This is a genomic window from Rhizobium sp. Root1203, from assembly GCF_001424945.1.
GTDB lineage: Bacteria > Pseudomonadota > Alphaproteobacteria > Rhizobiales > Rhizobiaceae > Rhizobium.
The window spans coordinates 131,414-152,850 of sequence record NZ_LMCW01000069.1 but is presented as its reverse complement, the minus strand read 5'-3'; the positions used below and the strand labels follow the sequence as shown (position 1 = coordinate 152,850).

Annotated in this window: 23 protein-coding genes; 7 read left to right on the top strand and 16 right to left on the bottom strand. The window is 62.7% G+C overall.

Features of this window, described 5'->3' with window-relative positions; all coding sequences use genetic code 11:
* Positions 1-57: 57 nt before the first annotated feature.
* Together xseA and ASC97_RS32285 are read left to right on the top strand one after the other, a co-directional pair.
* Positions 58-1,647 carry an exodeoxyribonuclease VII large subunit gene (gene xseA / locus ASC97_RS32290; RefSeq protein ID WP_057472407.1) on the top strand — a complete coding sequence of 530 codons (1,590 nt, stop codon included), beginning with the start codon at positions 58-60 and terminating at the stop codon, positions 1,645-1,647.
* Between the two features lie 11 nt (positions 1,648-1,658).
* Positions 1,659-2,249, top strand: coding sequence for an NAD(P)H-dependent oxidoreductase (locus ASC97_RS32285; protein ID WP_057472406.1), 591 nt, complete (start codon positions 1,659-1,661; stop codon positions 2,247-2,249).
* On the opposite strand, the gene ASC97_RS32280 is transcribed toward ASC97_RS32285, so the two are convergent.
* Positions 2,250-2,732, bottom strand: coding sequence for a MarR family winged helix-turn-helix transcriptional regulator (locus ASC97_RS32280; protein WP_057472405.1), 483 nt, complete (start codon positions 2,730-2,732; stop codon positions 2,250-2,252).
* Positions 2,733-2,829: 97 nt separating this feature from the next.
* Here ASC97_RS32280 and ASC97_RS32275 point away from each other — a divergent pair, with 97 nt between their 5' ends.
* Positions 2,830-3,741 carry an EamA family transporter gene (locus ASC97_RS32275; RefSeq protein ID WP_057472404.1) on the top strand — a complete coding sequence of 304 codons (912 nt, stop codon included), beginning with the start codon at positions 2,830-2,832 and terminating at the stop codon, positions 3,739-3,741.
* Here ASC97_RS32275 and ASC97_RS32270 read toward each other — a convergent pair.
* The 5 genes from ASC97_RS32270 to ASC97_RS32250 all read right to left on the bottom strand — a co-directional run bounded on the left by ASC97_RS32270 (position 3,689) and on the right by ASC97_RS32250 (position 7,676).
* A complete protein-coding gene (locus ASC97_RS32270) occupies positions 3,689-4,942 on the bottom strand; it encodes an aminopeptidase (RefSeq protein ID WP_057472403.1) in 1,254 nt (417 codons plus the stop codon). The genes ASC97_RS32275 and ASC97_RS32270 overlap by 53 nt on opposite strands.
* Before the next feature lie 159 nt (positions 4,943-5,101).
* A complete protein-coding gene (gene ybaK / locus ASC97_RS32265; protein WP_057472402.1) occupies positions 5,102-5,575 on the bottom strand; it encodes a Cys-tRNA(Pro) deacylase in 474 nt (157 codons plus the stop codon).
* Between the two features lie 6 nt (positions 5,576-5,581).
* Positions 5,582-5,932: an ArsC family reductase gene (locus ASC97_RS32260; protein ID WP_057472401.1), complete on the bottom strand. Its 351-nt coding sequence runs from the start codon at positions 5,930-5,932 to the stop codon at positions 5,582-5,584.
* Positions 5,933-6,991 (bottom strand): M14 family zinc carboxypeptidase, encoded by a 1,059-nt coding sequence (locus ASC97_RS32255; RefSeq protein WP_057472400.1) that lies wholly within the window; start codon positions 6,989-6,991, stop codon positions 5,933-5,935.
* Between the two features lie 67 nt (positions 6,992-7,058).
* Positions 7,059-7,676 (bottom strand): 2'-5' RNA ligase family protein, encoded by a 618-nt coding sequence (locus tag ASC97_RS32250; RefSeq protein ID WP_057472447.1) that lies wholly within the window; start codon positions 7,674-7,676, stop codon positions 7,059-7,061.
* A 132-nt stretch (positions 7,677-7,808) separates the two neighbouring features.
* Here ASC97_RS32250 and ASC97_RS32245 point away from each other — a divergent pair, with 132 nt between their 5' ends.
* Complete coding sequence (locus tag ASC97_RS32245; RefSeq protein WP_057472399.1) at positions 7,809-9,038, top strand: glycosyltransferase; 1,230 nt, start codon at positions 7,809-7,811, stop codon at positions 9,036-9,038.
* 92 nt (positions 9,039-9,130) lie between these two features.
* Positions 9,131-9,694 (top strand): methylated-DNA--[protein]-cysteine S-methyltransferase, encoded by a 564-nt coding sequence (locus ASC97_RS32240; protein ID WP_057472446.1) that lies wholly within the window; start codon positions 9,131-9,133, stop codon positions 9,692-9,694.
* A gap of 10 nt (positions 9,695-9,704) precedes the next feature.
* Here ASC97_RS32240 and ASC97_RS32235 read toward each other — a convergent pair whose 3' ends face one another.
* The 5 genes from ASC97_RS32235 to ASC97_RS32215 form a co-directional block, all read right to left on the bottom strand.
* Positions 9,705-10,094 carry a type II toxin-antitoxin system VapC family toxin gene (locus ASC97_RS32235; RefSeq protein ID WP_057472445.1) on the bottom strand — a complete coding sequence of 130 codons (390 nt, stop codon included), beginning with the start codon at positions 10,092-10,094 and terminating at the stop codon, positions 9,705-9,707.
* Complete coding sequence (locus ASC97_RS32230) at positions 10,081-10,356, bottom strand: AbrB/MazE/SpoVT family DNA-binding domain-containing protein (RefSeq protein ID WP_057472444.1); 276 nt, start codon at positions 10,354-10,356, stop codon at positions 10,081-10,083. Before ASC97_RS32230 ends, ASC97_RS32235 begins: the two co-directional genes overlap by 14 nt.
* A gap of 166 nt (positions 10,357-10,522) precedes the next feature.
* Positions 10,523-12,085 (bottom strand): glutamine-hydrolyzing GMP synthase, encoded by a 1,563-nt coding sequence (gene guaA / locus ASC97_RS32225; protein ID WP_057472398.1) that lies wholly within the window; start codon positions 12,083-12,085, stop codon positions 10,523-10,525.
* Positions 12,086-12,178: 93 nt separating this feature from the next.
* Positions 12,179-12,817, bottom strand: coding sequence for a 5'-methylthioadenosine/S-adenosylhomocysteine nucleosidase (locus tag ASC97_RS32220; protein ID WP_057472397.1), 639 nt, complete (start codon positions 12,815-12,817; stop codon positions 12,179-12,181).
* A complete protein-coding gene (locus ASC97_RS32215) occupies positions 12,814-13,263 on the bottom strand; it encodes a PaaI family thioesterase (RefSeq protein WP_057472396.1) in 450 nt (149 codons plus the stop codon). The genes ASC97_RS32220 and ASC97_RS32215 overlap by 4 nt, the downstream gene beginning before the upstream one ends.
* 213 nt (positions 13,264-13,476) lie before the next feature.
* Here ASC97_RS32215 and ASC97_RS32210 point away from each other — a divergent pair, with 213 nt between their 5' ends.
* Positions 13,477-14,562, top strand: coding sequence for a glycoside hydrolase family 25 protein (locus tag ASC97_RS32210; protein ID WP_057472395.1), 1,086 nt, complete (start codon positions 13,477-13,479; stop codon positions 14,560-14,562).
* A 36-nt stretch (positions 14,563-14,598) separates the two neighbouring features.
* Here the strand turns inward: ASC97_RS32210 and ASC97_RS32205 are convergent, their stop codons facing one another.
* On the bottom strand, positions 14,599-15,051 hold the full coding sequence (locus ASC97_RS32205; protein ID WP_057472394.1) for a TspO/MBR family protein: 453 nt from the start codon (positions 15,049-15,051) through the stop codon (positions 14,599-14,601).
* 134 nt (positions 15,052-15,185) lie between these two features.
* On the opposite strand from ASC97_RS32205, the gene ASC97_RS32200 reads away from it, so the two are divergent.
* The gene (locus ASC97_RS32200) at positions 15,186-16,277 is read left to right on the top strand and encodes a DUF2252 family protein (protein WP_057472393.1); all 1,092 of its coding nucleotides are present in this window, start codon (positions 15,186-15,188) and stop codon (positions 16,275-16,277) included.
* Here the strand turns inward: ASC97_RS32200 and ASC97_RS32195 are convergent.
* From ASC97_RS32195 to ASC97_RS32180, 4 genes are all read right to left on the bottom strand, one after another.
* Positions 16,263-17,363 carry a DUF1513 domain-containing protein gene (locus ASC97_RS32195; RefSeq protein WP_057472392.1) on the bottom strand — a complete coding sequence of 367 codons (1,101 nt, stop codon included), beginning with the start codon at positions 17,361-17,363 and terminating at the stop codon, positions 16,263-16,265. The two genes, ASC97_RS32200 and ASC97_RS32195, sit on opposite strands and share 15 nt — an antisense overlap.
* A gap of 4 nt (positions 17,364-17,367) precedes the next feature.
* Positions 17,368-18,462 (bottom strand): imelysin family protein, encoded by a 1,095-nt coding sequence (locus tag ASC97_RS32190; protein WP_057472391.1) that lies wholly within the window; start codon positions 18,460-18,462, stop codon positions 17,368-17,370.
* A complete protein-coding gene (locus tag ASC97_RS32185; RefSeq protein ID WP_244481633.1) occupies positions 18,462-19,898 on the bottom strand; it encodes a di-heme oxidoreductase family protein in 1,437 nt (478 codons plus the stop codon). The genes ASC97_RS32190 and ASC97_RS32185 overlap by 1 nt, the downstream gene beginning before the upstream one ends.
* Positions 19,899-20,112: 214 nt before the next feature.
* Positions 20,113-21,393 carry an imelysin family protein gene (locus ASC97_RS32180; protein WP_057472390.1) on the bottom strand — a complete coding sequence of 427 codons (1,281 nt, stop codon included), beginning with the start codon at positions 21,391-21,393 and terminating at the stop codon, positions 20,113-20,115.
* Positions 21,394-21,437 lie beyond the last annotated feature (44 nt).

Below are 21,437 nucleotides of genomic sequence, written 5' to 3'. Positions count from 1 at the left end.
GGATTCCGTTCCGCCGCACGGGCTGCACTTTCGCACCTCTTCGGATAAAAGAACGGTATGAGCAGCATCTTCGAGAATGATTCGCCGAGCAATCTCACCGAATACTCGGTTTCCGAGCTCTCCGGCTCCATCAAGCGGACCGTCGAGACCGCCTTCGATCAGGTGCGAGTGCGCGGCGAGATCTCCGGCTATCGCGGGCCGCATTCCTCCGGTCACGCCTATTTCGCCTTGAAGGACGATCGTTCGCGCATCGATGCCGTCATCTGGAAGGGCACGTTTTCCAAACTGAAATTTCGCCCGGAGGAGGGGATGGAGGTGATCGCCACCGGCAAGGTGACGACATTCCCTGGGTCGTCGAAGTATCAGATCGTCATCGAGACGCTCGAACCCGCCGGCGCAGGCGCGCTGATGGCGCTGATCGAAGAGCGCAAGCGCAGGCTCGGTGCCGAAGGCTTGTTCGATCCTGCCCGCAAGCGGCGCCTGCCGTTCATGCCCGACGTGATCGGCGTTATCACCTCGCCGACCGGCGCTGTCATCCGCGACATTCTGCACCGCATCTCGGATCGCTTCCCTGTTCGCGTCATCGTCTGGCCGGTCAAGGTTCAGGGCGAGGGCTCGGGCGAGGAGGTGGCCAACGCCATTCGCGGTTTCAACGGCTTCGATCCGGCCGGCCAATTGCCACGTCCCGACGTGCTGATCGTAGCGCGGGGCGGCGGCAGCCTGGAAGACCTCTGGAGCTTCAACGACGAGATTGTGGTTCGCGCTGCGGCTGAAAGCCGAATTCCGCTGATCTCGGCCGTCGGGCACGAGACGGACTGGACGCTGATCGACTACGCCGCCGACGTGCGTGCGCCGACGCCGACCGGCGCCGCTGAAATGGCTGTTCCGGTCAAGGCGGAACTGGAAGCCCAGATCGCCGGGCTGACGGCTCGCCTGCAGGGCTGCGTGAACCGTCAGATGGATCATCGCAGGCAGTCGGTGCGCGCTCTGATGCGCGCCCTGCCATCGCTCGATCAGCTGCTGGCGCTGCCGCGGCGCCGCTTCGATGAAGCCGCCGCCGGCCTTGGCCGCGGCCTCGAGCTCAACACCCTCAACAAGCGGCGAAGCTTCGAGAAAACGGCAGCGCATCTGCGGCCGGACGTTCTGTCCAATCGCTTTGCCGAGCGGCGGCGGATGCTGATCGAGCGTATGACCAGGGTCGAGCGCACGGTCGAGCGGCTGCTCGACCGGTCGAGGTCGCGCGTCGGTCGCGCCGATGCGGTCTTCTTGTCCCTGCCCGCGCGGCTGATGACGCAAACGGCCCGCATGCGCGATCATTTGGCCAATCTCTCGCGCCACACCGATACCGCGGTCCGGCATCAACTGACGCGCGCCCGTGGCGAGCTCGCGGCCCAGGACCGCGTGCTGCAATCGCTGTCGTACAAGAACGTGCTGAAGCGCGGCTATGCCGTTATTCGCGACGACGACAACCGTCCGGTATCGCAGGCAGCCATGCTGTCATCTGGCGCGGGCATCTCGATCGAATTCGCCGATGGTCGCGTCGGCGCCATTACGACGGAGGGCGGCGAGGCATCCCCCGTTGCCAGGAAGCGAGCCGCCAAGCCCTCCGAGCCCGGGACGCCGCCGAAGCAGGGCAGCTTATTCTAGAGGGGCCGAGGATGCGCATCCTGATCGTTCTTGCCCATCCGCTCGAGGACAGCTTCGCGGCGGCCGTGGCAACCACTGCCCGGTTGGCACTGGAGGCAAAAGGCCATAGCGTCGATCTGCTCGATCTCTATCGCGAGGATTTCGATCCACGTCTGTCGAGGGCCGAGCGGAGCGGCTATTTCGACGTTGCCTACGACCTCTCCGGCGTCTCCGACATCGTCGGGCGGCTGCAGGCCGCCGATGGGCTAATCTTCGTCTTCCCGCAGTGGTGGTTCAATTTTCCGGCCATCCTGAAAGGTTTCTTCGACCGTGTCCTGGCGCCCGGCGTGGCCTTCACGCATGACCTTGCGGGTGGCCGCATCGTGCCCAGGCTGACGAACGTCAAGCTGCTGTGGGCCCTGACCACGACGGGTTCCCCGTGGTGGCTCGTTCATCTCTACATGGGCAATCCGGTCCGTCGCCTGCTGAAGCGCGGCATTTCCAATTTCTGCGCCAAGGGCGTGAATTTCCGCATGCTGAGCCTGCACGACATGGACAGGGCAACGCCCGAAAAGCGGGCGGCGCTTCTGGAGCGGGTGCGCAAGGCCCTGAGTGCGCTCTGACTATTCGAATGTGGAGAGAAACCTGCGGAGCAGCGCGTCGAGTTCGGCCTTTTCTTCGCCGGTGAGGGCCTGCGTCAACCGCTGCTGATTGGCGACATGGGCGCCGACCGCCGCCTCGACGATATCAAGTCCTTTGTCCGTCAGCGCAATCAGCACGCTGCGCCGGTCGTCCGGGTTGACGACGCGTTTGACGAATCCGGATTTCTCCAACTGATCGATGCGGTTTGTCATCGTTCCGGAACTCACCATGGTCATGCCGAGAAGGTCTCCGGGCGACAGGCGATAGGGTGCGCCGGAGCGTCGGAGCGTCGCAAGCACATCGAATGAGGACGAGGAAAGGCCATGTTGCTGGAGCACCTGTTCCACCTCGCGCGCCAGATGCGTCGTCAGCCGCTTCAGCCGCCCCAGGATGCCCATGGCTTCGGTATCGAGGTCCGGACGCTCGCGCCGCCATTGCGATAGTATCTTGTCGACGCGATCCATATGCATGCCTCCTGCAGTGCTACTGATATCAGCAGCTATCTTGACGTCAAGATAAATACAGGTAGGCTGAATTTATCTTGATGTAGAGATTGTTGATATGAAGAAAAACCCGACCTATGTCGCCGACGTCCTGGCGACCGCGCTTGCGCCGGCGATCTGGGGAAGCACCTATTTCGTGACGACGTCGTTCCTGCCGCACGGTTATCCGCTGACGGTCGCCCTGCTGCGCGCCCTGCCTGCCGGCCTGCTGCTGCTGGCGATCGTGCGAAAGCTGCCCTTCGGCATCTGGTGGTGTCGCGCCTTCGTTCTCGGCGCGCTGAACTTCTCGTTCTTCTGGGCGATGCTGTTCGTTTCTGCCTACCGGCTGCCGGGCGGCGTGGCGGCGACGGTCGGCGCCGTCCAGCCACTGATCGTCATCGTGCTCTCGCGAGTTGTCCTCGGGAGGCCGATCCGTGCCCTGGCGGTTGCTGCGGGATGTGTCGGAATGGCGGGCGTCGCCTTGCTTGTGCTGACACCCACGGCCGCACTGGATCCGGTTGGCGTCGCGGCGGGGCTGGCCGGTGCCGTCTCCATGGCATTCGGAACCGTGCTCACCCGCCGATGGACACCGCCGGTCTCCAGCCTCACTTTTACGGCGTGGCAACTGACGGCTGGCGGACTGCTGCTTGTGCCGGTCGCCCTTGTTGCCGAGCCTTCCCTGCCGGTCCCGACGATCGCAAATCTTCTGGGCATGGCCTATCTCGGGCTGATCGGGGCGGCCGCAACCTATTTGCTCTGGTTCAGGGGGCTCGCCCGCATCGAACCTTCGGCGGCAGCGTCGCTCGGCTTCCTCAGCCCGCTGGTCGCCACCCTGCTCGGGTGGCTGGCGCTCGGCCAAAGCCTGGCGCCCGCCCAGCTTTGTGGTTTCGCCATGGTGCTGGCGAGCGTCTGGCTCAGCCAGCGGACGATGATGCCTGTCAGGCCCACTCGCCCTGACGCATCACCGGAACCCGCGAACCGTCCGGCTTGATGCCGTCGATGTCGACCTTGTCGGAACCGATCATCCAGTCGATGTGGATCAGGCTCGAATTGCCGCCCTGCGCCTTGATCTGCTCCTGACTGAGGCTTGCCCCGTGCAGGAAGCATTTCGAATAGCACTGGCCCAGCGCGATATGGCAGGAGGCGTTCTCGTCGAACAGAGTGTTGTAGAAGAGGATGCCGCTCGCCGATATCGGCGAGGAATGCGGCACCAGCGCCACTTCGCCAAGCCGGCGCGCGCCCTCGTCGGTGTCGAGCACCTTGTTCAGCACCTCCTCGCCACGCGACGCCTTCGCGTCGACGATCCGGCCACCCTCGAAGCGCACCTGGATATTGTCGATCAGCGTGCCCTGGTGCGACAGGGGCTTGGTGCTCGAGACATGACCCTCGACGCGCAAGGCATGCGGGGTGGTGAAGACCTCTTCGGTCGGAATGTTCGGATTGCAGGTGATCCCGTTCTTGGCCGTCGAGGCGCCGCCGTGCCATTCGTGGCCGTCGGCCAGTCCGATCTTGAGGTCGGTGCCCGGTCCCTGGAAGTGCAGCGAGGCAAAGCGCTGGCCGTTCAGCCAGCCGGAGCGCTTTGCAAGGTTGGCGTTGTGCTCGGTCCAGGCAGCAATCGGATCGTCGAGATCGACACGCGAGGCGGCAAAAATCGCCTTGGCGAGCTTGGCAACCGCGATCGGTTCCGGGTCGTTCGGGAAAACCAGCTTCGCCCACGACGGATTGGGATAGGAAACGATGTTCCAGTTGACGTCGAAATTGGAAATCTTCTCGAGCGCGGGCTTATAGGCAGCAGAGTTTGCGCGGTTGGCACGGCCGACTTTCGCCGGATCCTGCTCGGACAGCAGCATTGGATTGTCACCGGCAACGGCGAGGCGCGCGGCACCGCCCTCGTAGGCTTTTGCCATCCCCTCGTAGAGCCAGTTCGTGGCGCGGTCAAAGCTCTGGTCGTTGCCGTATTGATAGCGTGCGAGGGTCGACTCCTCGTCGGAATAGAAGGCGGTCACCAGCCCGGCCCCGGCGATGTACGCATGCTTGGTGATCAGCCGGACGAGGGGCAGCGCAACGACCGGAGCGGTGACGACGAGATCCTGCCCGCTCTTCAACTGCAGCCCGACCTTCACGGCCACCTCGGCAAGCTTCTCGAGCTTGACGGGATCCACGGAATTCTGGCTCTGGGACATGTAGTTCATGATCGATCACCTTCTGAAACAAACGGACAGCGTCGTAGACTTAGACGCCTTTGCGGCGAAATTGAAGTCGGCAATCGGCGGCGCAACCGCGCCGCTCGGCTGGTACGACTTGTGAGGGAGTTGGCGCGCGGTCAGGATGGTGTCGCGGTTATCCTGATGTCAGGCAAGCAGGGCGGCGGCTGCGGCCTTCAGGACCGTCAGCGCCGTCTTCGGATCGAGCCTGACCTGCAGGCCGCGCTGACCGCCGTTCATGTAGACAAGTGCCTCCGCCAGCGCCGTCTCCTCGATGGCCGTCGGCACGAGCTTCCTCTGACCGAACGGGCTGATGCCGCCGACATGGTAGCCGGTCAGGCGCTCGGCGTCCGCCGGTTTCATCATATTGGCCGATTTGCCGCCAAACGCGCCCGCGAGCTTTTTCATGCTGACTTCGCGGTCCGACGGCACGACGACGCAGACCGGCTTGCCGTCGACCTCTGCCATCAGCGTCTTGAGGACGCGATGCGGCACTTCGCCCAGCGCTTCGGCCGCCTGTAGACCGACGCGCTCGGCATTCGGGTCGTAGTCATAGGTGTGAAGGGTAAAGTTGACGCCCGCCTTGGCGAGGACCTGCGTGGCCCGGGTGGTCTTCGACATCGGTGGTCATCCCTTGAAGAAGCTGTCGTAGTCATCCGGCTTGAAGCCGATCAGCAACTTTCCGTTCGCCTCGAGAACCGGACGCTTGATCATCGAGGGCTGTTCCAGCATCAGGGCGATGGCCTTTCCCTCGTCGAGATCGTTGCGGTCTGCCTCCGGCAGCTTGCGGAACGTGGTCCCGGCGCGGTTGAGAACGGTTTCCCACCCGGCTTCCTTCGTCCAGGCCTGCAGGTGCGCGCGGTCGATGCCGACGGCCTTGTAGTCGTGAAACGCGTAGGCGATGTCGTGCTCTTCGAGCCAGCCGCGCGCCTTCTTCATCGTGTCGCAATTCTTGATGCCATAGATCGTGATGGTCACCTAATCCTCCAGCGTTCCGGCCTTGCGTGCTGCCTTGCTAGCGGTCTTGCAGGCGATCTTCATCAGGTCCGCGCGGCCTCGAACGATGCGTTCGGTGCTGCGGGTGACGATCAGGCCCGCCTGCGGTGCGCGAACCTCGGCGGTGCCGTCTGCCATGCCGGGACGCGTGATGAGCGTCGCCAGAAGATCGCCCTCCGCGACGTGCTCGCCGATATTGCGGTGGAAGAGCACGGTGCCGGCCGCCGGCGCACGGATCATCTCGACATTGTCGAGCGCCACGGCCGGGCCGGTGAACGGGGCCAGGGCGACGGGTGTGTCGATCGCACCGCGGCTTGCGAGGAACCGCAGCAGTCCTTCGGCATCCTTCTTCGCCAGATCGGGGTAGACGTCGCGGCGACCGCGAAGTTCGACAGTCACAGACAGCTTGCCCGGCAGCTTCGATGCCTTTTCGCCTGCCTTCTCATGCTTCCAGGCGAAGGCGACCGCCTCTTCGAAGGCCGAGCTTTCGCCGTCGGAGAGGAGGACTGCCTCCATCTCCATGGCGGCGGCCAGATCGGATGCCTCTGGCCAGAACGCGTCGTCGATGTAGGCATACTGCAGCGATTCATCGTCGCAGTGCAGATCGATGACAAGGTCGCAGCCGAGCGCCATGTGCAGAAGCTGCCGCTTCAGCTTTTCGACGGCGGCGAAGCGATCCAGGTTCTCGACGAGCCCATCGCGTTCCCGGACCGAAATCAGCGGAAACTCCCGATTGAAATTTGTACGCGACGCGAGGTCGAACCGGCCCTGGAGTTCGCCGAAATGCGATTGTGCGGCACCGATCGGGTTGGCATGCGGCACGACGATGATGTCGCTTCTGATCTGGCCTGCGCTCTCTGCCCGGCGCAACATCTCGCAGAGGAAGTGCACGAGCGCGGTGCCGGGAAGTTCATTCGCGTGCAGGGCCGCCTGGATATAGATCTTCGGTGCCTTCGGATCGCTGCCCTTGAAGCGAAGAACGGGGAGCCGCCATTCGATGCCATGGGTGTCACCCGCAATGATGATCTCTGAAATGTTCATAGCGCTCCCTGCCGTCATGTCACTGCTGCAGGAGCTTTAAGCGACTTACGTCGACCGAGGCAAGTCGTTATGCGCTAGCTTGCAGCGGCCAGCGGTCGATATAGTCACAGACGCCATCGCCCGCGCGATCGCGGATCAGAACGAACTCCCTTGCGGCAATCGTCACCGGCGCCGGCAATGTGACCCGAGGCATCGTCTCATTGTCGTCGAGGAGGGCGACATGCGGCTGGAAATCTCTGGTGATCCTGGAGTCGCCGCCAAGATCCTGCATCTCGATACCGATTCGGACATGAAGTTGCCGCAGCAATTCGCGACCTCCATTCCCGCCGAGCGCGATGGCATTGCGCTGCGGCGTCCTGAACGCCGCGACATGATCGAACGACAGTTCGAACTGGCAGGCGTCGATGGCGCTCGCTGCCCGGCAAGCCGCCGAAACGACCGCGTCCGAGATTCTTGTCCTGTGATCGACACTGTAGAGCGACACGCAAAGGAGTTCGGGGGGACGAGGCGACCCGAAGGGCAGATGCTCCCGCAGCAGCCAGGCCTGCAGATCGAGGCATTGGTCGAGCGCCTGCCGATCCGGCAAAACGGCAAAAAACAGGTTATCTTTGCCAAATCTTGACGATTGCGGAGTCATTGTGGGCAAAGCGAAGTCGAAGGACGATTGCGTGTTCTGTTCGTGCATGACCATCTACCGGAGCATCTGCCCCGCCTCTCGTTCTCCAGGGGATGAGCGGATGGTAGCATCCGATGATCGGAAATCAAGAACAAAAAGAGAACAAACAGTCAGTTCGGCCTCCGTCAATGGAGTTTTGTCATGCGTATCCTGATGGCGTGCGCCGCGTTTCCGCCCTTTATCGATGGCGGTGGTCCGATTTCGGCGATGATGGTGGCCAAGCTGTTGCTGGCGGACGGCCACGACCTGGAAGTCGTCAACGTGTCGGGCGAGGACAAGCGCGAGATTTACGATGGCGTTCCCGTGCGCCGCCTGCCGACCCTGAATATCGATTGGAACTACCGTCTGCCGCGACCGCCGTGGAAAAAGCTCCTCTGGCACGCGTTGGAGAATTTCAATCCAAGGGCATTCGTCGTCATGCGGCGCGAGATACGCCGGTTCAAACCCGACATTGTCCTCACCGACAGCATCGAGAACATCAATGTTGCCACCTGGGCCGCGGCCAGAAGCTGCGGCGTGCCGGTCTGCCATATCCTGCGGAGTGCTTTCCTCATCTGCTGGAAGGCCAGCATGCGTCGCGGCAACGACAATTGCGTGCGCGCCTGTTCGTCGTGTCAGGTGTCTTCCTATGGCAAGAAGTTCTTCTCGCGCTACGTCGATGCGGTGATCGGCGAGACGGATTTCATCATCGGTCGCCACCTCGAGCACGGCTACTTCCGAAATGCCAGCAGCCACAAGGTGCCGGGCGCCATTCCGACAGTCGTGCGCCGTGAGCCCCGGTCGCCGCCTTCGGGGCAGATGCGGTTTGGCTTCATCGGCGTTCATGATCCGGTCAAGGGTCTCGATACGCTGGCGCTCGCCGCCCATCGCCTGGTCAACAATCCGAATGTCGGCTTCGTGATCGCCGGCAACGCCAAGAGTGATTACTCGAAGTCGCTCCCGCAGAAGTTTCCAAAGGAAAACACCCGGTTTCTCGGTTGGACGAAGCCGGAGGATTTCTTCCCGCAGGTCGATGTCCTCGTCGTGCCCTCGCTCTTCCGCGAGCCATTCGGGCGGGTAGTGATCGAAGCCTTCGCGCAGGGCGTGCCCGTCATCGGCGCCCGCTCCGGCGGCATTCCCGAATCGATCGATCCGGGCGTCGACGGCTTTCTGTTCGATGCCGGCGACGAGGTCGCGCTGGCAAAGCAGATTGCCGAGATGGCCTCATCGCCCGAGGCGATCCCTGCGCTGTCGCGTGCGGCACTTGACGCGGCGAGGCGCTATGAGCCGCAAAAGATAGCCGCTGGCTTCAACGCGGTCTTTGCCGTGTTGAAGCCCGAATTGGCGGAGACCTCGATCGAGGAAATACCGTCGCTGGAGGCGCGGGGCTAGGGCAGGGAAGAACCGCCCAAAGTGCAAGAAACGGGTTGAATTCGAAGCTCCGCTGCACGATTTTCATGGCATGCAATACGGAGGCTATGATCATGGGACAGGCAGCGCACCGCTACCTCATCTTCGAGACTGCCGGAGGCTTCTGCGGCATCGCCTGGAACGATGTCGGCATTACGCGTTTCCAATTGCCGACCAAGAGCGCCGAGGCTACGGAACGCCTTCTGTTGCGGCGCATTCCCGGCGCGGAACCGGCGACACCGACGCCCGAGGTGTCTGACGCCGTTGCGGCCGTGAAACGCTACTTCGAAGGCGAACAGACGGATTTCTCCGACATCAAGCTCGATCTCGGCGGCCAGGACGCCTTTTTCAGGCAGATCTACGATGCCGCGCGGCAGATCGGCTGGGGCCGCACCACGACCTACGGCGCGCTGGCAAAGCAGCTCGGCGTCGGTCCCGAGGCAGCGCGCGATGTCGGCCAGGCGATGGCCAGGAACCCGGTCGCCTTGATCATCCCCTGCCACCGCGTCCTTGCCGCCGGCGGCAAGATCGGCGGCTTTTCGGCGCCGGGCGGCTCATCGTCCAAGATGAGGATGCTGGAACTCGAGGGCGTCAACCTCGATCCGCCGAAGCCGGTGCAGCAGTCGCTCGATTTTTGAGCGGATGGGCTCAGGCCTCACGCACGGTATCGTAGCCTGCAGCTTGGGCGGCCTTCATCAATTTGCGGTCGAAAGTCACGAACTCTTCGCAATGGACCGATCTGCCCAAGTGCAGGGCATCGGCGAAATCCATTCCCTGCTCTGTAAGATCGAACGCTGCCGCCACGCTCGTCGCGTCCTCGAACGTGACTGTCGGCAGGCCGCCAAAGGCGCGAAGAGCGCGGACGACATCGGCTCGGGCATATCCGTAGGCGCTACGCAACACCCATTCGACTTCCAGTACGACTGTGATCGCGATGAAAACCGTACGTCCATCGATGATCTCGCGAGCGCGGGAAGACTGTTCCGGGTGGTCGCCGGTCAGATACCGGACGACAAGATTGGTATCAATCGCGATCATGGCGGCGGCGGGCTTCGGCGAGGACACCAGCGTCCATCTCTTCCAAAGTTTTCGGCGCGCCGCCGAAGGGCAGCATCCCAAACACGTCAGCGGGCTGTGTGGGCGCGAAGGCAGGCGCCTGCTTCAACAGCACGCCTTCCGGGGTGTCTTCGACAATCAGCCGGGTCCCTGCCTCCCAATCTCGCCGCTGGCGGATGGTTTTTGGTAGGATGACCTGGCCCTTGGTCGAGACGGTCGTGGTAAGGCTATCAGAGCGAGTCATCAGTCTGGCGTCCTGAATGCACAATGCAGGTAAGACAAAGGTAAGATAACTCAATCGCCCCTGCTGTTCAAGGCACATCAAGGTCTAGTCTCATGGCGCCTTTGGAACAGACCAAGCTCGCCGCAACGACCCCGATCCCGTTGGACTCAGCGTCGCTGTAAGGCCCCTACTCCCACTCGATCGTGCCGGGCGGCTTCGACGTCACGTCGTAGACCACGCGGTTGATGCCGCGGACCTCGTTGATGATGCGGGTTGCGGCGCGGCCGAGGAATTCCATGTCGTAGTGATAGAAATCCGCCGTCATGCCGTCGACCGACGTGACCGCGCGCAGCGCGCAGACGAACTCGTAGGTGCGGCCGTCACCCATGACACCGACTGTCTGGACGGGCAGCAGCACGGCGAAAGCCTGCCAGATCGCGTCGTAGAGGCCGGCCTTGCGGATTTCGTCGAGGTAGATGGCGTCGGCTTCGCGCAGGATCTCCAGCTTTTCGCGGGTAATGCCGCCTGGGCAACGGATCGCCAGACCGGGACCCGGGAAGGGGTGGCGGCCGATAAACGAGTCTGGCAGGCCGAGTTCCTTGCCGAGCACGCGCACTTCGTCCTTGAAGAGTTCGCGCAACGGCTCGACGAGCTGCATGTTCATGCGCTCCGGCAGGCCGCCGACATTGTGATGCGACTTGATCGTCACGGATGGGCCGCCGGTGAAGGAAACGCTTTCGATGACATCGGGATAGAGCGTCCCCTGGCCGAGGAAATCGGCGCCGCCGAGCTTCTTGGCTTCTTCCTCGAAGGTTTCGATGAAGAGGCGGCCGATGATCTTGCGCTTGGTCTCGGGATCGCTGACGCCCTCGAGTTCGCCGATGAACCGGTCGGCGGCATCGACGTGAATCAGGTGCAGATTGTAGTGCTCGCGGAACATCGCGACGACATTGGCCGCTTCGTCCTTGCGCATCAGGCCGTGATCGACGAGCACGCAGGTCAATTGGTCGCCGACGGCTTCATGGATCAGAAGCGCCGCAACCGAGCTGTCGACACCGCCGGACAGCGCGCAGATCACACGCTTGTCGCCAACCTGCTTGCGGATGGTGTCGACCGCCTTCTGTCGATAGGCCGACATCGACCAGTCGCCCTTGATGCCGGCGATGTTGTGAATGAAGTTGCCGATCAGCTTGGCGCCGTCGGGCGTGTGCACGACCTCGGGATGGAACTGCACGCCGTAATACTTGCGCTTCTCGTCGGCGATGAACGCGTAAGGGGCGTTGGAGGAGGTCGCGACGACCTCGAAGCCCTCGGGGAGCGCGGTGACGCGGTCACCATGGCTCATCCAGACCTGATGGCGGGAGCCCTTGGACCAAAGCCCTTCGAACAGCGGGCAATCCTCGTCCACGTCGAGGAAGGCCCGGCCGAATTCGCGATGATGGCCGCTTTCCACCTTGCCGCCGAGCTGCATGCACATCGTCTGCTGCCCGTAGCAGATGCCGAAGACGGGCAGGCCGCTTTCGAAGATGATCTGCGGCGCGCGCGGCGACCCTTCGTCGACCGTCGAGGCCGGGCTGCCGGACAGGATCACGGCTTTCGGCTGGAGGCGTTTGAAGCCTTCTTCGGCAGACTGGAAAGGAACGATCTCGCAATAGACGCCCGCTTCGCGCACGCGGCGCGCGATCAGCTGGGTTACCTGGCTGCCGAAATCGACGATGAGGACGCTGTCGGGATGTGCTGTCTGGGTCATGGCGAGCCTTTAATGAAAAGCACCCGTTCTTGCAATGCGGGAAATCCGCCGCAGCTGGATTTTATTGTACCGATTGTCCGCTTCCGCAGGGTTCTAGAACCAGAATACGCCGTCTTCGAGCGCCGTAAACAGGCTGTCGACGGCATAGGAGAGCTTGCGGTCGACCACATGCAGGTATTCCGTCCAGCCGGAAATATGCTGAAGTTCCTCGACGCCATCGGAAATGCCGCGAAGTCCGATCAGCGGCAGCTGGTAGGCCTGGCAGGCGCGCAGGACCGCAAAGGTCTCCATATCGACCATGTCGGCTGCAATGCCCGCATACGCGGCGCCTGAAACGACGTTGCCGCCGGTCGAAAGGCTGGCCTCCGCAATGCCGGGGATGCGCAACGGCAGCTCGATGGTCGCCGGAAGATCGAGGAATGGCGTGCGCCCTTTCTCGAACCCAAGCGCCGACGCATCCATGTCCCGGTAGGAGACCGCGGTCACCTGATAGACTTCGGTCTGTTCGAGGCGCGACGAGCCCGCCGAGCCGAGCGAGACGACGAGTTGCGGCAGATCGCCTGCTTGGTCGAGCTGCGTCAGTGCCCTGGTCAGGACCACGGCGGCCTCGACCGGACCGACGCCTGTCATCAGCGGCTCGAAGCGCGAGCGCAGGAAGGGGCCGTATTCGGCCTCGGCTGCCATCACGAACAGGATGGATTTCCCGGCGACCGACTTCAGTTCGAACTTCATCCGGTAATTCCCTCTCTGCCGCGGATGACCATCATGGTGCTCGTCATCGATGCGATGAGTTTTGCCGGCCCGTCGCTGATCGCATAGCCGCGGCCATCGGCGACGATGATGGTCGATCCGGGCTTGGTGATCTCGCCACGGAACAGGAAGCGGTCGCCGCGCCCCGGTGACAGCAGATTGACCTTGAACTCGATGGTCAGGATCGAAGCCTCGGAATCGATGACGCTGTAGGCGGCAAAACCGCAGGCGGAATCGAGCGCTGCGGAAATCACGCCGGCATGCAGGATGCCGTGCTGTTGCGTGAGTTTCACATCGAACGGCAGCTCGATTTCCACCGTGGCGCGCTCGACGCGCGTCAGTTCGGCGCCAATCGTATGCAGCGCCGCCTGACGCGCAAAGTTCTGGCGAATTCGCTCGCGGAAATCGCCGCTGTCGTTGTCGTTCATTGTGATTTGCCCTTTTGCGAGCGTGAAAGTGGCATGGTGCGATGCATCAGACAAGCGTTCCCGGGAAATCAATTGATGGCTGCCGACCGAACCGTTTCCTGTCTCGTAAAGATTGGATTCAGCTTTTTTTGGTAATTTTCCATTAGCCATCGGTATTCCCGGGTCCCCGCGAAGGGGAATCCGCTGTTGAAAGTTGTTTGCGTGCGAGTTCTTATGCGTCTGTCAGCCTTGCCAGCAATCTTCCTTGTCTGTGTGACTGCTTCGGGTTGCACGTCGAGTTCCGGTCCGGCGAGCATCCTGGCTTCGGTGCCATCGCGGGAAACGACCGGCTCGGTGGCCAGGCCAAGCGCACCTGTGCCCGCCATGGATGTCGCAGACGCTGCACCGGAACCAGCCCCGCAACAGCAGCAACTGACCTGGACCGGTCCCGTGCCGGAGCCGCAGGCATTCCTGCCTCAGACGAACACGGTGGCCATGCCGATTCCGGGCGCCGTCCCGCTACCGGGGGGCACGCCGCTTCCGGCGGAAAGGCCGGCCGTAGCCGAGCAACAGGTCGCATTCACGGTTCCGACGAAACCGGCGATGGAGCGATCGCCGCAGTCCCGCACGAGGATTTACAGCCACCGCTTTCGCGACGCCAAGCCAATCAATTTCGGCTCGTCCTCGCCAAGAAAGCTGGCCGTCCACGGTGTCGACGTCTCGCGCTGGCAGGGCGATATCGACTGGCAGACGCTGCAGACGCAGGGTGCGAACTTCGTCTACATCAAGGCGACAGACGGCGGCGATCACCTCGATCCCATGTTCCGGAAAAACTGGCGCAATGCCAAGGAAGCCGGCCTGAAGCGGGGCGCCTACCACTTTTTCTACTGGTGCCGCACGGCAGGCGAGCAGGCCGACTGGTTCATCCGCAACGTCCCGCGTGACGCCAACGCGCTTCCGCCTGTCATCGATGTCGAATGGAACGGCGAGTCCAGCTGCAAGAGGCAGCCGTCGCGTGAGCATGTGCTCGAAAAGATGAAGGTCTTCATGGACAAGCTGGAGCGGCACTACGGCCAGCGTCCGGTGATCTATACGGCTCCCGACTTCTATCGCGACAATCTGCAGGGCGCGTTTCTTGATTATCCCTTCTGGCTGCGCTCGGTCGCGGCGCATCCCTCCAAGCGCTATCCGGGACGGAAATGGATCTTCTGGCAATATTCCGGCTCCGGCCTTTCGCATGGTGTCGAGGGGCGGATCGATCTCAATGTGTTCCACGGCAGCGAACGCGACTGGCACGACTGGCTGGGGCAAGCCGGCTAAGAACTATAGGTCTACACGTGAGCTGAGCCCTGTTGCTCAGTTCAGATAGACGATCGACGCGTTGAGTATGGTCGCGAAGGCGACCCAGCAGGCATAGGGAACGAAGAGCAGGGCCGCGATCCGGTCGGCATTCCAGCGGTTCCTGATGAAAGCAAGGATCAGCACAAACAGCAGGGCGATGATGGTCATCGCGACGGGCGGCATCTGCAGGCCGAAGAAGAACGGCGACCAGAGAAAATTGAGAACCATCTGCCCGGCCCAGATCAGCATGCCGACGGACAGATGTCCCCGCATCCATGTGCGCGCACCGGCGATCCCGATCAGGACGTAGAGAATTGACCAAGCCGGTCCGAACACCCAGTTGGGCGGATTGAAAGGTGGCTTGGCGAGAGATTGGTACCATTCGCCGGGAAGATTGTTGATGCCGACGACCAGGCCGCCGCCGAGGACGATGGCGACGAAAATGATGTAGGTCAGGGCTTTGCTCATGCGGCGCACATAGGGCGACGACGAAAACGGGCCAGATCGAGGCCGTGCGATTTAACGGCGCAGGCAGATGATTGCGATTGCCTCCGCCGCTGCCGGGCCTATTCTCGACACGTGCGAATTTAGGACAGTCCGGCATGGCAACGATCTCGCAGTCCGTACGCGATTATGAGACGTGGCTTCGCAGTCAGCTCGGTACCGATTTGGTCGAAGCCGATATCGTCAGGAAACACGCGAAGATGAGCAGCAACGGCTTCGTCTTCCTGCGTGCAACCTACTGGCGCTGGGCCGAGACGATCCTCGATATCTGTCCCGGTTTCGCCACGGCTCCGCAGGTTCTTGCGATCGGCGATACGCATCTGGAGAACTTCGGGACCTGGCGCGACGCCGAAGGGCGCCTCGTCTGGGGTGCCAACGACTTCGACGATGCCGCCGTCATGCCCTACGCGCTCGACCTCATTCGCCTGTCCGCAAGCGCGCTTCTGGCACGAAGCGACGACGGGCCGCCGACGCGTACGATCGCGGCGTCGATCCTCACCGGCTATCTGCGCGCCATGCGGGCACCGGCGCCGATCATTCTCGAGCGGGATCACAAATGGCTGCGAAAGGCCTTGCTGTTGCCCGACGCCGCGCGGCGCGCGTTCTGGGAGAGGTTCGCTGCCTTGCAGCCGGGCAGCAAGCCAGTTCCGCCTGCTTATGCAGGGGCGCTTGAGGCCGCTTTGCCAAAAGGTTGCGGTGCCTATGTCCCGAAGCCGCGGGCAGCCGGAACCGGCAGCCTCGGCCGGCCTCGCTTCGTTGCCTATGCGGAGTGGCAGGGCGGGCCGGTGCTGCGCGAAGCAAAGGCGATGCTGCCATCGGCCTGGGCGCTTGCGCACCCGCCCCAGGGCAGCTCCGGCATGGATCGTGCAATCCACGCGGTCGATATCGCCGCCGGGCGAATGCGCTGCCCGGATCCGCACTACAAGCTTTCGGGGACCATTCTTGTACGCCGCCTTTCGCCGAACAGCATCAAGATAGAAATCGACCGGAATCCCGAGATGTTGCTGTCGCCCGACATGCTCGAGGCAATGGGTTTCGAGATCGGCAACTGCCATTCCAGCGATCCGGTGACAGGATCGGCCATCGAACGGGATATCAAGTCGCGCAGCGGAACCTGGCTCTCCGATACGGCGAAAGCCGCCGCCGCCGCGGTTGCCTCGGAGCAGAGGGCTTGGTCACAGGCGTCGTGACGGCGCGATGCGGACGATGTGCTGGTCCCAGGCAACGTTGCTGCGCGCCGCCAGAAAGTCGCCGTCGTAGCTCGAAACCGCAAAACCGCCTGCCGCCGGAGCGATCCCGGCCGCGTCGGGAACGACGTCCTCACGCAGCACCCGGCCGCTTCTCGCATCGATGGTGACGGAGACGCCGCCCTTCGGCGAGGTAACGCCGACAAGGCCGTCCTTGCGGTTGACGGCGATTGCGCCAACGTAGTTGGACAGTCGGCGGGTCGTCTCCTCCGGCAGGTCGACGAAGCGTAGCTCCTCTCCCCTGGTGAAGGAGCCGACGAGCGGCGGCAGGTCGTTTCGGTTCCCCTCGTATTGGCAGGCGAACCAGATGCGGCCGCTGTCGTCGATGTCGACATGGCGGGTCGAGACCTTCGCCCAATGCGGCGGCAGCGAATGCTTCTCGATGAGAGCACCGGTCGCGGCGTCGATCAGGGTCAGGGAAGGCTGCATGCTTTGCAGATTGAGTTTGGTCCGGCCGAAATCCGGGTGGGTCTCGATCCCGCCATTGGCGACAACAAGCATGCGGCCGTCATCTGAAACCGTCATGTCGTGTGGGCCGACGCCGTAGGTCTCGAATTCGCCGATGCGGGCAAAGCGGTCGGTCGCGTCATAGAGACCGATCATGCCGCGATTGGCGTCGAAGTCGTTTTCGCTGGCATAGAGGATGCGGCCATCCGGCGAGAAGGACCCGTGGCCATAGAAGTGGCGTCCTTCAGCGGCTGCGATGACGATGGGCTCGCCCTTGCTGCCGCTGATATCGAAGATCATCGCATAGGTGCCGGGACGGCGGGCAAATGCAACGGTCTTGCCCGTTGGGGCGCTGAACGCCATGCCATGTGCACGCGCCGGCAGCGCAAGCTGGTCGACAATCTCGCCGCGCTCGGTGACGGTCGCGACCGCGTAGGAGCCGTTGGCAGTCCGCATTCCCGACGCATAGACCGCGTCGGCGCGTTCCAGCGCCATCAGTGCTCCCGGTCGCAGGGAGGCGAGGAAGGTCAGCCCGGCTGCCTTGACGAAACTGCGCCGGTCGATCGCCGGACTATTCCACATCGGATCAATCGCCGTCCGAGAAGGAGAAACCGGCGGAAAGACCGATCGCTGCGCCATAGTCGTCGCTGATCTTGGTGATCAATTCGCGGGTGCTGACAAGCAGGGCATCCAGTTTCGCCTTTTCCGGATCGCTGGTGGCGACCTCGATATCGGGATTGAGCTTGGGCACGGTCTCGAGCAGGGACTTGAAGTTCGCATCGATCGCCTCGGCGATCGGTTTCCTGTCGGCCGGCAGCAGTTCGGCCATGCCGGCCTTCTGCCAGAGGGTGCGCAACCCTTCCAGATTGGCCGTCATCGATTTCCAGGTGTTCTTCGAGCGCCAGTAGATCGCCATGCGCGGCCGGGGCGTGGTTTCCTTGCCCTTGTAGAACTGCTCGAGCCGCTGGTCGCGAACCGTTTCCGCGCCATGAACGAGAATGCCGAGCAGCGCGGTGACCGCTTCCTTGTTGTCCGCGAACTCTTCGCTTTGCGGGCCGGGATGCTTCCAGCTTCCTTGAATGCCGTCGGGTTTTTCCCAGGCGGCGACCACCTCGCCGGCCTCGCGCTGTATGTTGCCGGCGACGGCGGCGCCATAAAGGCAGCGAAAGCTGTTCTTCTGCTGGATCAAGTCTTCGGAACCGCTGCCGTAGAGCACGTATTCCAGCGCCGTCAGGCCCTGCAGGGCGACGCTCTTGCCGGCGATTGCATCGACCGTCGTATCCTTTGGATCGGCCTTGGCGAGCAGCGCCTGCACCTGTCTCAGGCCGACACCCTTGCGGTCGGGATAGAACAGGATGTGTTCGAAGAGATTGTCCTGGATGACTGGCCCGGTCTGAACGATTTCGATCACCGACCAATAGCGGATCGTGTCGTCGAAAGCCTGCTTTGCCTTGTCCAGCGTCTGCTGCGTGCCGTCCTCGCAAAGATCCTTCATCGCGGTCGTCAGGCGGGCGGCCGATTGCTGGGCGTTGCGATATCCGGGGCGGATTACCTCGTCGACGGCGCGCTGCATGACGGCTGGGACGGCATCCTCGTTGAGGCCCGCCTGCGGTGCGGCGGTTTGGGCGGCGGCGGAAGAGGCAAGGGCAAGCGATAGGACAAGAGGTTGCCAAAGGCGCATCAAAGGGACTCCAGGAATGTAATCAGTGCCTGCCTATCATTCCTTGGCAGGGCTGCGAAAGCGTCACGTGTCGTTTGTGCCTCGCCGCCATGCCAGAGAATGGCTTCCGTGAGGTTTCTGGCACGGCCGTCATGAAGGAAAAAGCTGTGCCCGCTGACAGTCTGGGTCAGACCTATACCCCATAGCGGCGGCGTACGCCATTCACGTCCGCTTGCAAGTCCGACTTGTTGTCCGTCGGCAAGCCCGTCGCCCATATCGTGCAGCAGGAAGTCGGAATACGGCCAGATCAGCTGGAAGGATTGCGCCTTGTCTAGACTGTCGCGGCGCGTCACGAACTTGGGCATGTGGCAGGAGACGCAGCCGGTTTCATAGAAAACCTGCTTGCCTTTCAACGTTTCGGGAAAGCTCGCCTTGCGCCGGGCCGGGACCGCAAGATTGGCCGAATAGAATGTCACGAGGTCGAGGATCGGGTCCGGCGCCTCCTCGTTTCCCAGACGCTTCTGGACGCCCGTCGGTAGCTTCAGGCACCTGGCTTCTGCCGTCGTGCAGTCTCCATGCGCATCGGGCCGGTCCGGCGTGGAGATGCCGATGTCGTTGGAAAAGGCATCGGCGCTCTGGTCCCGAACCGTGGCATTCTGCGCCTTCCAGCCGAATCTGCCGAGGGCGATCTTGCCGGTGCGATGATCGCGCACGATCGCTGCTTTGCCGGATATCCCGTCGCCGTTTGCATCGGCCGGATCGGCGTGTGCGAGGATATCCGCCTCCGGAATGGCCTCGATCAGACCGAGCCCGATCATCGCCGGCGCAACGCGGGCCGAAATCGTCGTTGTCGCATCGAGTGGCCCGTAGCCGAGGTTGGTGACGGCGTAGGTCGGCCGGCGCAGCGAGATCGTCTCGCCGTCGCCAAGCGCCACCGGCTGTTCGGTGTAGCGAATGGCCATCTTCCCCTCCGAGGCAAGGCCGGGGATGGCGAGATCCTGTAGCTGGTGGCCATAGACCGGATCGGGAAAGTTGACGATCTCGGCAGCGGCGACCGCGCGCTTCTCGTCGGACGTCGTCGCCGCACGCGACAGGCGCAGGAACATCGACGTCGCGCTGGCTCCGCCTTCCGGCGGTTTTCCGCGGCCGTCGTTGACGTGGCAGCTCATGCAGGAGCGGGCGTTGAAGAGCGGGCCCAGCCCATCGGACGCCTGCGTCGAGGAGGGGGCTGAAACCCAGAGTTTCTTGAAGAGCGCGTTCCCGAGCCTGAAAGGCTGCTCTTCGTCGAAGGGGATGGTGGCGGAGATATGCGAGAACGAATCCTGAGTGACCGGATCGATGGAGGTCGCACCGCCGGCCTGCATTGCCTCGTATTGCTCCGCCTTGGAAAAATCGGTGGTCGGTCGCGTCACGTCGGCGACGCGCTTCGTGTCGGCGTCGGAGAGGTCCGTTCGCATTGTCGGCAGACCGAAGTCGGACGCCGAAGCGAGAGGAAAGCCCGCGGCTGTGGCGCCGATCGCGGCCACCAGAAGGCGGAAAACTTGCTGCCGGCGTCCTGATCCATGTGTAGCGCATCCCTGTGCAACGCCCTGGATCGGCGTAGATGCGACGGCAGTCTTTGACATTTCAGGGCTCGGGCCGCCTCGCTTCCGAAGCGGCCCGCCTTTTCACTTATTGGAAGACCGCGCCAGGATTATCCAAGCTGTCGGAACCTTCAAGCTTGACCGTGCCGAGATCGAGTGCGGCAATAACGCGCTGCACGGACTTTGTCTGGTCGACCAGGCCGTCGATGGCAGCTTGAACGACGGCGTTGCCCTTCTTGTTGCCTTCGCCGATCATCTGGTCGTACTTCTCGACGTTCTGGCCGCGCTTGGCCATGACCTGCATCGCATCGAGCGTCTTCTTCAGCTTCGCCTGCATTTCCTTGTCGAGCTTCTTGTCCTTGGCTTGGACGAGGTCGTGCAGAGACGGACCCTTCAGCTTGGTTCCGTCGACACGGGTGTAGTCGCCCGTATAGGCGGCAGCGATGCCGATCGCATCGTTGAGGTGCGAGTTGTAGGTGTTGTCGGAGAAGCAATCATGCTCTTCTTCCGGATCGTGCAGGATGAGACCAAGCTTCATGCGCTCGCCGGCAAGTTCGCCGTAAGACAGGGAGCCCATGCCGGTCAGGATCGCCACGAGGCCGGCCTTCGGATCGGCTTCGACATGCTTGGTCGCCTCACCGCCCGGTGCCCAGTTGTCGGTCATTTCCTGAAGATCGGAAACGAGCAGCGTCGAGGCTGACTTCAGGTACTCGCCACGGCGATCGCAATTGCCGTGCGTGCAGTTTTTCAGGTCGTAGTCGGTGGCTGGACGATTGCCGGCGCCTGGGCCGGTGCCGTTCAGGTCCTGGCCCCAGAGCAGGAATTCGATGGCATGATAGCCCGTTGCCACGTTGGCTTCGACTCCACCGGCTTCGGCCAGCGTTCCGGACAGGAATTCAGGCGTGAGCTTGGAGGCGTCGACATCCTTCCCATCGATCTTGATGGTCTTGTTGGCGATGACGTTCGCGACGAAGAGGGCATTTTCATCGCTTTCGGTGCCGTAGGAGGCGTCGACATAGTCGATCAGGCCTTCGTCGAGCGGCCAGGCGTTGACCTTGCCTTCCCAGTCATCGACGATCGGGTTGCCGAAGCGGTACACTTCAGTCTGCTGGTAGGGAACGCGCGCCTTGATCCAGGCAGCGCGGGCAGCCTTCAACGTCGCATCCGTCGGCTCCTTCAAGAGAGCGTCGATTGCCGCATCGAGTGCCTTCGCCGTCGTCAGCGAGTCCTCGTACTTTGCATGGGCGACGTCGGTGTAATGCTTGACCACCGCGGCAGCGTCCGTTGCCGCGTAGGCGGGAATGGCGAGCAATGCGGTTGGGGCCACCGCCAGCGCCAGGGCTGCGCAAAAATTCCTGTTGAGTTTCATAGGTCCTCTCCTGTGACGGACGTTCCGTCTGAAGTCCGGCGAAA